At 35.8% G+C, this 11585-nt stretch carries 13 protein-coding genes and 1 riboswitch; of the genes, 5 read left to right on the top strand and 8 right to left on the bottom strand.

What is annotated here, in order from left to right; genetic code table 11:
* Positions 1-138: 138 nt before the first annotated feature.
* Positions 139-855, bottom strand: a complete 717-nt coding sequence (locus tag BU038_RS10330; RefSeq protein WP_107605974.1) for a transaldolase — start codon at positions 853-855, stop codon at positions 139-141.
* Positions 856-1041: 186 nt separating this feature from the next.
* On the opposite strand from BU038_RS10330, the gene BU038_RS10325 reads away from it, so the two are divergent.
* The 3 genes from BU038_RS10325 to BU038_RS10315 are packed head-to-tail and all read left to right on the top strand — an operon-like array spanning position 1042 to position 2128.
* On the top strand, positions 1042-1350 hold the full coding sequence (locus BU038_RS10325) for a hypothetical protein (protein WP_107605973.1): 309 nt from the start codon (positions 1042-1044) through the stop codon (positions 1348-1350).
* Between the two features lie 60 nt (positions 1351-1410).
* Entirely contained in the window at positions 1411-1782 is a 372-nt protein-coding gene (gene crcB / locus BU038_RS10320) for a fluoride efflux transporter CrcB (protein WP_107605972.1), read from the top strand.
* Positions 1775-2128 (top strand): fluoride efflux transporter FluC, encoded by a 354-nt coding sequence (locus BU038_RS10315; protein ID WP_107605971.1) that lies wholly within the window; start codon positions 1775-1777, stop codon positions 2126-2128. Before crcB ends, BU038_RS10315 begins: the two co-directional genes overlap by 8 nt.
* A gap of 47 nt (positions 2129-2175) precedes the next feature.
* Here BU038_RS10315 and BU038_RS10310 read toward each other — a convergent pair whose 3' ends face one another.
* The 3 genes from BU038_RS10310 to metK all read right to left on the bottom strand — a co-directional run bounded on the left by BU038_RS10310 (position 2176) and on the right by metK (position 5327).
* Positions 2176-3012, bottom strand: coding sequence for an aldo/keto reductase (locus tag BU038_RS10310; RefSeq protein WP_107605970.1), 837 nt, complete (start codon positions 3010-3012; stop codon positions 2176-2178).
* 122 nt (positions 3013-3134) lie between these two features.
* Positions 3135-4034 (bottom strand): NERD domain-containing protein, encoded by a 900-nt coding sequence (locus tag BU038_RS10305; protein ID WP_002481255.1) that lies wholly within the window; start codon positions 4032-4034, stop codon positions 3135-3137.
* A gap of 96 nt (positions 4035-4130) precedes the next feature.
* Positions 4131-5327, bottom strand: coding sequence for a methionine adenosyltransferase (gene metK, locus BU038_RS10300; protein ID WP_107605969.1), 1197 nt, complete (start codon positions 5325-5327; stop codon positions 4131-4133).
* Positions 5328-5437: 110 nt separating this feature from the next.
* Positions 5438-5553: riboswitch (SAM riboswitch) on the bottom strand.
* A 161-nt stretch (positions 5554-5714) separates the two neighbouring features.
* On the opposite strand from metK, the gene pckA reads away from it, so the two are divergent.
* Positions 5715-7307, top strand: a complete 1593-nt coding sequence (gene pckA / locus BU038_RS10295; protein WP_107605968.1) for a phosphoenolpyruvate carboxykinase (ATP) — start codon at positions 5715-5717, stop codon at positions 7305-7307.
* Positions 7308-7360: 53 nt separating this feature from the next.
* Here pckA and BU038_RS10290 read toward each other — a convergent pair whose 3' ends face one another.
* Entirely contained in the window at positions 7361-8134 is a 774-nt protein-coding gene (locus tag BU038_RS10290; RefSeq protein ID WP_107605967.1) for an alpha/beta hydrolase family protein, read from the bottom strand.
* Positions 8100-8591, bottom strand: a complete 492-nt coding sequence (gene ytkD / locus BU038_RS10285; RefSeq protein ID WP_107605966.1) for an RNA deprotection pyrophosphohydrolase — start codon at positions 8589-8591, stop codon at positions 8100-8102. Before ytkD ends, BU038_RS10290 begins: the two co-directional genes overlap by 35 nt.
* A gap of 74 nt (positions 8592-8665) precedes the next feature.
* On the opposite strand from ytkD, the gene yidD reads away from it, so the two are divergent.
* The gene (gene yidD, locus BU038_RS10280; RefSeq protein ID WP_107605965.1) at positions 8666-8923 is read left to right on the top strand and encodes a membrane protein insertion efficiency factor YidD; all 258 of its coding nucleotides are present in this window, start codon (positions 8666-8668) and stop codon (positions 8921-8923) included.
* Here the strand turns inward: yidD and menC are convergent.
* Together menC and menE are read right to left on the bottom strand one after the other, a co-directional pair.
* Positions 8914-9924 carry an o-succinylbenzoate synthase gene (gene menC, locus BU038_RS10275; RefSeq protein ID WP_107605964.1) on the bottom strand — a complete coding sequence of 337 codons (1011 nt, stop codon included), beginning with the start codon at positions 9922-9924 and terminating at the stop codon, positions 8914-8916. The genes yidD and menC overlap by 10 nt on opposite strands.
* 2 nt (positions 9925-9926) lie before the next feature.
* Complete coding sequence (gene menE / locus BU038_RS10270) at positions 9927-11315, bottom strand: o-succinylbenzoate--CoA ligase (RefSeq protein WP_107605963.1); 1389 nt, start codon at positions 11313-11315, stop codon at positions 9927-9929.
* Between the last annotated feature and the right edge of the window lie 270 nt (positions 11316-11585).

The following is an 11585-nucleotide window of genomic DNA, read 5'->3' as shown; positions in this document are numbered from 1 at the left end:
CATCTATACACCTGCCCGGTAAAATTTTAAAAAGAGGCAGAAATAACTTTACGAAAAGGATAAATACCTTGGTAAAGATTATTTCTGCCTCTATTTTATACTAGAATCAATTATCATGATACTAGATTTCTCATTTAATTATAGAATTGAAAGTCCTGATTTTTGAATATCTTTCGCAAATCCTTCAACAGTATCTACTGATAATTCATTGATATCTCTGCCGATATTAGGGATTTTGCTGATAACGCCTGCTGGACAAGTGATAATATCTGCACCGATTTCATCTGCTTGAATGACGTTAAATAATTCACGGCAGCTTGCCCATAATAATTTAACACCTTTTTTAGAGTGTGTTACTTCTACTGATTCTTTCATTAATGGTAGTGGATCCACACCCGTATCAGCAATACGTCCTGCAAAGACTGAAACATAAGTTGGTACACCTTCAGTCACTGCATCTGTGATTTCTTTAACTTGCTCTAAAGTGTATACAGCTGTAATGTTTAATTGTACGCCGTCTGCTGATAATCGTTTAATTAAAGGAATTGTAGACTCACCTTTTGTATTCACAATCGGAATTTTAACGAAAACATTTTTACCATATTGTTTTAAAATTTCCGCTTCTTTTTCCATAGTTTCTAAATCATCCGCAAAAACTTCAAAAGAAATTGAAGCATCTGGAATTTCTTTCACAGCTTCTTCAGCGAATGCTTTATAATCTGTTACACCCGCTTTAGCCATTAAGCTTGGATTTGTTGTGAAACCGTCTACCTCGTTATTTTTGTAAGCTTTTTTCATTTCTTCAATATCTGCACCATCCGCAAATACTTCTACATTCAAATCTGCTTTTACCATAAAATAAGTGCCTCCTTATTACTGTTAACTTTCAATGCTGTCTAAAGTATCTTGATTATAACATTACCCTGTTTAAATCGCGATTGATTAACTCAAGATATAATTGTTAAAAAGGTTTTGAAAAGAAATGACAACCCTCTAAAAAATTATGATATTATAAAAGAATGTACAGAAACGGAGGTCATCATGTCACGGTCAAAACTTTATTTTTATCTAACTATTATCCTTATTATTATCAGTTTTAACTTCAACATGTATAATCCACTGTTAAATGAGCAGTTTCACTCAATTGCTAAAAAAATAATTACAAGCAGTGTTGTCAATGCAATTATCTTAATTATTGCGATCATTTTAGCAGACAAATCTATTAAACATTCAAAAGAACGTACAGATTGGATTCGTAAAGCCAGTAAAATATTACCTATCATCTTATTTGTAGTGATTGTTATTCATATTATAACTTCTTTGATCTCATTTGGAATGATTAAATTTTAATTGACAATCCACTATAACAGCAGCATCATTTATTTATCATTAAAGTAACGAGGCGATATTTTGCAGTATTTATATGTATTTGCAGGAGGCGCTTTAGGTGCCTTGTTGCGCTTTATCTTTTCACAATTAAACCATAGCCAAGGGTTCCCTATTGGAACTTTTATTGCTAATTTAGCGGGTGCCTTTTTTATGGGCTTAGTATCCGCATTAGTGATTCAAACTTTTAAATCTAATCCCTTACTCAAAAAAGGTATTACAACTGGATTTTTAGGCGCATTAACCACATTCTCTACTTTTCAGTTTGAACTGGTGAAAATGTTTGAACATCAACAATATAGCTTACTTATTATTTATGCTGTTTCAAGTTATATACTTGGTTTAGCAATTTGTTATATCGGTAGTAAAGCTGGAGGTGCCTTAAGTCATGAGTAACCTTTTATTAGTTATGCTTGGTGGCGGATTAGGTGCAGTGGTCCGTGCAGCTGTAACAAACAGTTGTTCAAAACTATCCACCCGGTTACCGGTAGCAACACTTATCGTCAACTTAGTAGGCAGTTTCTTAATCAGTCTGCTTTCAGGAATCGCAATGGCGCAAGCTTGGCTTTCCCCATTGGTCATTGTAGGATTTTTAGGTGGTTTAACTACATTTTCAACGTTATCACTGGAATTAACCAATATGCTGACGACAAAGTCTCAACGTATATTATTTATTGCTTATAGCTTTTTACAATATGGATTATGCTTTATCGCATGCTTAATCGGTTATGTCATCGCATAAAAAAGCGTTACCTTTTACTCCTACTGTAAAGGGTAACGCTTTTTTGATTAATAAGATTTATAAGCAGGCACATCTGCATCTATACTTTTATTTTGATTCAAATCGTCAATGCGCTGCATTTGGTCATCAGAAAGCTTAAAATCAAATACGTTCATATTCTCTTTGATGCGTGAAGGTGTGATAGATTTCGGAATCACAATGACTTCATGTTGAATATGCCATCTTAATACAACTTGTGCAGGTGACTTTCCTACTTCTTCAGCAATCGTTTGAATCGTTTTATCTTTTAATACGGATCCATTCATAAATGGTGACCAAGCTTCAGCTTGAATGCGTTGCGCTTTGAGATACAACCTTAAATCATTTTGTGTTAAATAAGGATGAAATTCTATTTGATTAATCACGGGTTTAATCGATGCATGTGATAATAAGCTTTCTAAGTGATGAGGTTGAAAATTGCTGACACCAATGTTTTTCACTTTATTTTGTTTCAATAAATCTTCCATACCTTTCCACGTGTCAATCATTTCTTCTTCATTAGGACCAGGCCAATGCAACAAATACAAATCCAAATAATTCAAACCGAGTTTATCTAAGGTGCGTTGGTAGGCATCTTCAACATTTATTCTGCCATAATCATCTAACCATAATTTTGATGTAATAAATAGATCTGATCGTTGTATACCAGCAGCTTGAATACCTTTTTTAATGCCTTCTCCTACTTTTTCTTCATTTTCATAGCGTGCAGCTGTATCAATACTGCGATAACCATTTTCTATTGCTAATGACACGGATTGTGCTAATTCATCATTATTTTCAACTCTATATGTTCCTAGTCCTAGTCTTGGCATTGTTTTTCCATTATATAACGTTAATGTATTCATATTTCTCTCTCCTCGCATCGTTGCTTTATCTTTATGCTATGCACTGTGAATGAAACTGTAAAACATTTCGAATTAAAAATGCACTGTCAACTGTATATTTACAGTCAACAGTGCATGAAATATTAATTAAAAGATTCAATTTCTTCCATCACACGTTGTAAATCTTCAACATTATATTGAATACGGCCATGGAAAACAAATTTATTAAAGTATTCATCTAATTGTTCTGGTCCGACTAATACTTTAGTATTTGTTGTTTGTGCGTAGTTTGAAATTGTCACTGCACCTTCATTTTTAGGATTGAAATAAAGTAATGCCATTGGTGTGTATTTCAAATTCAATTCGCGCTTCAATGTATCTGCTAAGTGCTCAACTTCTTTTAATTGATTTGAGTAGTTTACAAATGAAGCTGATTGCTTATCATCATTTTCATCTAACACTAATGTTTGTGGATGACGTTTATCTAGATCTAACACATCAAAGACTTGTTCAATTGTCGGTAATGTACCGAACTGTTCTTGACTGATGCCGTTATAAACATGTCCTTTAAGTAATTGAGAATCGATAATGTATAAGCCTGTACGTGTTAAAACTAAATGACTGATACGATCAATCGCATTGAAATCATTTTTTGGTAAGAAAATGTTCGCCATGATATGCATATCTTCTGGACGAATACGTTTTTCTTTAACCAAACGATCTCTGATACCGATTAAGCGCATGTCTGTCACATACTCGCTATGATTTTTCGAGAAGAGCTTCAGCGCATCGATTTCACGGTCTTTAGCTGTCACTGTTTCATCGAAATCAGCGCGTTGTTTAGTGACCGCTTTTTTATGTTCGACGCGTTCTTTTTCAAGCTCGTCTTCATAATTTTCTTTTATACTTCTTTCTTTTGCCTCATATTGTTCCTCTGCTTTCAGCTTAGCCTTTTTCTTGCTGTTTAAGACAACTAAGAATAAGACAAAGAAGATAACAGCGACAACAATTGCTGCAATCAAACCAATTTCTAATGGTCCCATAACATATTCCGCTCCTTTACATATCTTAATCCCAATTATAAAGGAAAATATCGAATGTATCGATAATAAAATGTCACAAATTCAAAAACTGTACAATTATGCTTGAACAGCTTCTTTTAATGCGTCCACTTTATCAACACGTTCCCATGGTAAAGCAATATCTGTGCGGCCGAAGTGACCATATGCTGCAGTTTGTTTATAAATAGGACGTTTCAAGTCTAACATTTTAATGATACCTGCTGGACGCAAGTCAAAGTTAGCTCTTACCGCTTCTACCAATTGTCCTTCTGAAACTTTACCAGTTCCGAATGTATCAATTGAAATAGATACAGGTTCTGCAACACCGATAGCATAAGCAAGTTGTACTTCACATTTATCTGCTAAGCCGGCAGCAACAATATTTTTAGCCACGTAACGTGCCGCATAAGCAGCTGAACGGTCTACTTTTGTAGGGTCTTTACCACTGAAGCAACCACCGCCGTGACGTGCAAGACCACCATAAGTATCAACAATAATCTTACGTCCTGTTAAACCAGCATCACCTTGAGGTCCGCCAATTACAAAGCGACCTGTTGGGTTAATGAAGAATTTAGTTTCTTCATCTAAAAGTTCAGCCGGTACAATTGGATCAATTACATGTGTTCTGATATCACGTTGGATTTGATCTAATGATGCATCTTCAGCATGTTGTGCAGAGATAACAATTGTATCAATACGTACTGGTTTATCATCTTCATCATACTCAACTGTTACTTGTACTTTACCGTCTGGTCTTAAGTAAGTTAATGTACCATCTTTTCTGACATCTGATAAGCGTTTCGCAAGTTGGTGTGAGAAGTAAATAGGTGTCGGCATATATGTTTCTGTTTCATTCGTCGCATAACCAAACATTAAACCTTGATCACCTGCACCTGTACTTTCAATTTCCTCTTCCGTAATTTCATTTCTATATTCTAAAGCAGTATCTACTGCTTGTGCGATATCTGGTGATTGCTCATCAATCGCTGACATTACAGCCATTGTTTGACTATCATAACCATATTTCGCTCTCGTATAACCGATTTCTGCTACTGTATCGCGGACAACCTTAGGAAAATCAACATAAGTTGCTGTAGAAATTTCTCCGACAATCATAGCCATTCCCGTAGTGACTACTGTTTCGCAAGCTACTCTTGCATCCGGATCTTTCTTTAATAATTCATCCAGAATAGCGTCTGAAATTTGGTCCGCTATTTTATCAGGATGCCCTTCTGTAACAGATTCTGACGTAAACAATTTTCTATTATTCGACATAACTGACTCCTTTTGATTTTGATTACGAAAATTCTCTATCTACGAGCTCAAATAAAAAAGGACTTTCAAACTATATAAACATAGAGAGAAAGCCCTTAAACGTCCTTTCGCTCTTATCGTTCAAACATCTTTAATGATATTTGCAAACGGTTTGGCACCTTTCTCCGACAAGGAGAGGTTGCTGGGCTTCGTTGGGTCCATGTCCCTCCGCCACTCAGGATAAGAGAATCCGTTAATCACAATACTACCCAAACTCTTTATGCTTGTCAATTCTATATGTCTAAAATCTTAAATCTGTTATGGAATAATCGTCATATTATGTTATACTATGAAAATGTAAAGGCTTACAATTATTAACAATACTTACGCGCTGGAGGGGTTTTTAAAATGGCAGTAGATGCACAAACTAACCGTAATAAGTTGGATCATTTGATTGGAAAGTCTTCATCACTTTTCCAACTCACAACTACACAATTGTACAACAAGATTCTGGACAACAACGAAGGGGAACTAACAGAACTTGGGGCTATCAATGCACTGACAGGTCAATACACTGGACGTTCACCTAAAGACAAATTTATTGTAAATGAACCTTCTTATAGAGATACGATTGACTGGGGTTCAATCAACCAACCTATTGAAGAAGATACATTCTTAAGACTTTATGACAAAGTTTTAGACTATTTAGATCAAAAAGATGAATTGTACGTCTTCAATGGTTATGCAGGCAGCGACGAAGATACACAACTACGTTTAACAGTAGTTAATGAAATGGCATGGCATAATTTATTTGCGAAAAACATGTTCATCCGCCCTTCTTCAAAAGAAGAAGCACAAAAAATCAAACCAAACTTTACAATTGTTTCAGCACCACACTTCAAAGCTAATCCTGAAGTTGATGGTACGAAATCAGAAACATTCGTAATTGTTTCATTTAAACACCGTATTATCTTAATCGGGGGAACTGAATATGCGGGTGAAATGAAAAAAGGTATTTTCTCAGTCATGAACTATTTATTACCTCAACAAGACATCATGAGTATGCACTGCTCAGCTAACGTTGGTGAAAAAGGCGATGTCGCTTTATTCTTCGGTTTATCAGGTACAGGTAAAACAACTTTATCTGCAGCACCAGATCGTAAATTAATTGGTGATGATGAACACGGTTGGAACCAAAATGGTATTTTCAACATTGAAGGCGGCTGCTACGCAAAAGCCATCAACCTTTCAAAATCAAAAGAACCTGAAATTTTCAACGCAATCCGCTACGGTACTATTTTAGAAAACGTAGTTGTTGCTGACGATGGTACAGTTGATTTCGATGATAACGAGCACACTGAAAATACACGTGCTGCTTATCCGATCGACTATATTAAAAACATTGCGAAACCATCTAAAGCTGCACACCCAAATACAATCATTTTCCTTACTGCAGATGCATTTGGTGTGTTACCGCCTATTTCTAAATTAAATAAAGCACAAGCACTTTACCACTTCTTAAGTGGTTTCACATCTAAGCTTGCAGGTACTGAACGCGGTATTACTGAACCAGTACCTTCATTCTCAACATGCTTCGGTGCACCATTCCTGCCATTACATCCTAAAGTCTATGCAGATTTATTAGGTGATTTAATTGATAAGCATGAGGTAGATGTTTATTTAGTTAATACAGGCTGGACTGGCGGAAAATACGGCGTAGGACGTCGTATCAGCCTTAAATATACACGTCGCATGGTAGACGCTGCGATTAAAGGCGACTTAAAAGATGCTGAATTCGAAAAAGATGAAGCATTCGGTTTAAGTATTCCTACTGAAATTGAAGATGTACCAAATTCAATTCTACAACCAATCAATGCTTGGAGTGATAAAGACGCATACCGTGAACAAGCTGAAGACTTGAAATCACGTTTCGTTGAAAACTTTAAGAAATTCGGTGAAGAAAACGATGAAATCGCTGAAAAAGGCGGATTCCAAGCCTAATTAAATAGAGAAACAAAAAAATTCCGAGAGAGGTCAGTCCTTTCTCGGAATTTTTATATCTTCTCTGCTTCAACATCATCCATCCATTGATGAATCACATTCAGCACTTCTTTTAATGCTTTTGGTCTTGGAATGTGTCCTTCTTTTGGTTGATAGTATGTTTGATAACGATGACCTATTTGTTTCAAATAGTTTTCTAAATAATACGCCTGATGGATACCCACTTGAATATCTTCACCGCCATGAATAATTAAAATCGGCGGACTGTTTGCATCAATATACTGCAATGCTTCTCTTTCTTGATAAGCTTCTAAATCTTTTTTAGGATGTCCTACCATTCGACGCAGCATGCCTCTTAAATCTACACGCTCTTCATACATCAAATGCAAGTCAGATACGCCACCCCAAGTAATATAACTATCTGCTGGTAAATCTTGAAATGTTAATAATCCTTGTAAGCCACCTCGAGAGAAACCAATCATATGCACAAAAGCTTCTGGGTACAGTGTTTTCAAAATACGAATGGCCTGTGTGACATCATGCAAATCATCACCGCTGAATTCATCTATGCCTTCACTGCCATTATTACCGCGATAGTAAGGTCCGAAAACCAACGTATGATCGTTCGCAAATTGTAATAACCGTCCTGTTCTAACACGGCCGACCTTTCCTTTACCGCCTCGTAAATAAACAACAATGCGTTTTACAGACTGTTTTGGCGTAACCATTAATCCTTTTACACGTAAATTATCTACCTGATAAGTTACTTCTTCACCACGATGCGTAGCCAGATCAATCGGCATCCTCTTTCTTTTGATAAAGTCCAAGTTCTATCACTCTTTCCACACATTTTAATATCGCTTCATCTTCTAGTAAAAAACTCTTTTCATCATCTGAAATTTCATCTAACCGGTGACTTGTCACTGGTCCTGCAGTTTCTAAATAATCATCCTTAATTTGTAAAGTGTCTACTTGTACCGCAAATACATCTTTTGTAAACCATTTGGTACCATCTGGATGAAACACTGTATATTGCGCAATGTAAGTCAAATCAGAAACAATGCCGCCAGTTTCTTCAAACACTTCACGTATCACTGCCGCTTCACTGCTTTCACCTTGTTCTATTTTTCCACCTGGAAATTCTATCCCTCTTTTTTTATGTCGAGTTAATAGAAAATTGTCATCGAGAAATGCGATCGCAAGAACGTGTTCCCCATTCGGTTTATCTTGTGGTTGTGTAAAGTTCAACCGGATTTCTTTGTCAAATTGATCATGTATAATCACGTTCTATCACATCCTTTTATAATATATGCTAAAATAGATTCGTTACGAATTGAGATAAATCAGTTGGAGGGATTATTTTGAAGAAGCTCTTACTCGGCTTAATATGGATTTATCAACATTTTATTTCACCGTTGACACCTCCTACTTGCCGCTTCTACCCTACATGTTCGAACTACACAAAAGAAGCGATTGAAGTCCATGGTCCGATTAAAGGCACATGGCTTGGTATCAAACGTATTTCAAAATGTCATCCGCTTCATAAAGGCGGTTTTGACCCAGTACCTTTAAAACACGATAAGCATGAACATTGTCATCACCATCATCACGAATAAATTTCTAATTGATTCACATCAATTTCAGGGGGCACGAAATATAAGTGACCCCTTTTTAATATGCCATTTTCTTGCGTAAACTCCTGTTCAAAATAATAGCCATAAGGTGTGACATCACCTGGATAATCAGCATACTGACTAAGGTAAGCTGTGAAATAACGACTTAATCCATATTCGTACATACCGCCTATGACTACTTTAATATTTCGTTGATGTAGACGATTTATCGCATCTATAATTTTATCTATACCGCCCAGTCTGAAAGGTTTTAAAATGACTGTATCAATCGGATAGTAATCAATCAAATTTAAAATACTTGCTACGTCTCTTGCCTTCTCATCGATAGCTACAGGGGGTATGGCTTCAGGAGATAACGTACATAACACTTCTAAATCTTTAAACGGTTCCTCGATATATAATATATCTTCCATGTCTTGAACTTTTTTTAAAGTGGTTATATCTTGATCATTTAAAGACTCATTAGCATCTAACGCTATCCATGGCTTAAATGGTAAGCTTTGTAGTTTTTTAATATCAAAAATGACTTGTTGTGACCATTTTAATTTAATACGCTTTGGTTTTGTTTCTAATAATTGTTGATAATTTTTAGTTGATAAGCCGCTGATTGTTGCCCCATACTGCACTGCAAAAGAAGGCAGTTTATGAAACGCTTGATAAAGCGCCATAGCTGCAGTACTTCTTGCCGCGGGCGCATGATTTAAATGATTCAACAATAGAACCGCTTCTTCAAAGTTTCTAAGTGTTTTACCCTCTAACGTTTCATAAAACCATCGTTTCAAATGATTATATACAGTGTCTATTGTCTCTTTATCATACCAATCTGTTTCAAAGGCATTACATTCACCGAAATAAATTTGTCCATTCTCGTTTTTCAATCCGATAACTAATACTTTTCGTGTCTCTAATGAAACTTTTGGTGTTTTAATCTGATGCTTAAAAGGTGCTTCATACGTATAAAATTGAATCGTCTCGAAGCGCATGTTTATTCCTCTAACTTTCCACGTTTTAATTTACCTGTAGATGTATAAGGTAATGTCGATACTTGTTGATAGTGTTTCGGCACTTTATATTTCGCTAATTCTTGTTTTAAAAATGTATCTAATGCTTCATGGTCTATATCTTGTTCACTCGTATAATATAATGCTGGAACTTGTCCCCAAACTTTATCTTCTTGCGCATAGCACATCGCATCTGTAATCCCTTTAAAACGTTTCGCAGCAGTTTCTATTTCATATGGATAAATATTTTCACCGCCGCTGATAATTAAATCTTTTCTGCGGTCATAAACCATCACAAAGCCATCCATGTCCATACTTGCGATGTCACCCGTTTTAAAGTAACCTTCTTCAAATACATTTGTTAGATTTTCAGGATAGAGATATCCATCCATTACGTTGTCACCTTTCAACAAGAGTTCTCCATGTCCTTCATGATTTGGGTTGATAATTTTAACTTGTACATTTGGGCTCGGTTTCCCTACTGTGTTAGGGTTTTGTTTTAATATGGAGGGAGAAGCGGTTAAGAATTGCGAACAGGTTTCTGTCATACCGAATGAATTATAGATTGGCAAGTCCGCTTTTAAGGCATTACGAATTAAGTCATCAGATAATTTCGCACCGCCGAGCAGAATTTTTTGAAGTTGATAAGGTTGTGTTAACCCCGCTTCCATCATCCATCCTAACGTTTGCGGTACGAGTGAAATATGTGTAATTTGTTCGTTTTGAATCGCTTTTAAAACAGTTTCTGTTTCAAATTTGCGCATTAATCTGACTGTAAATCCTTCAATTATACTGCGTAATAACACACTTAAACCTGAAATATGATAAATCGGCAAGACGGATAACCATTTCGTATTACGATCAAAGCCCAAACTTTCTCTGCATCCATTAGCACTCGCTAGATGGTTGTTGAAAGTCTGCGGCACTGCTTTTTGCGGACCTGTAGTTCCAGAAGTAAACATGATAGATGCAATACGGTTTAAGTCTAATTCAGTCTCATAAGTTTGTGTTGAACGACGTTGCTCAATTTCACTCCAATTTATAATAGTAAATTCTTCTAATTCTAAAGGTAATGTTGCGATGATTGTGTCTGTGTGTACAGATTTAAGTTGTGCTTTAATTTCTTTGTATGTAAGTCGTGTGTTAATCATCACTGCTTCTATACCAGCTAACCAAGCCCCATAAATCATTAACGCAGCATCAATACGATTATCAATGTAAAAGGCTATTCTCTTTTGATTAAGCTGTTTAAAGACATATGCATATTGTTTTGCTGATTGATACACGTTAGCGTATGTAAGTTGAGTTGTTCCGTCATCTAATGCGATATTTTCAGGAACATTCTCAGCGCTTTGTTTTAACCAAAAATCCATTCTATCGTCCTCCCATAATCTCTACCTATCTATCATAACAAAATTCAAGTGATTTCCCTTAATTTTCGAATTGAAAAAGAGGATGCTCTTTGCACCCTCTCGTTATTTCATATTTAGTTGAACAGTTTACTAAGTTTATCTTTAATTGTTTGTAGTTTGCTATCGATATCATTTAATAAACTGTCTACTTTAGATTGATTTTCACCATTTTGTTGCGCCTGGTTTGCTTGTTTTAATTTATCAACCGCATTTTGGTATTGGTCAGTGACA

Origin of the sequence: Staphylococcus simulans (genome assembly GCF_003043455.1) — a bacterium.
Classification (GTDB): domain Bacteria; phylum Bacillota; class Bacilli; order Staphylococcales; family Staphylococcaceae; genus Staphylococcus; species Staphylococcus simulans_A.
Note: the sequence above shows the minus strand (reverse complement) of the source record. Positions and strands in the feature narration are given on the sequence as shown.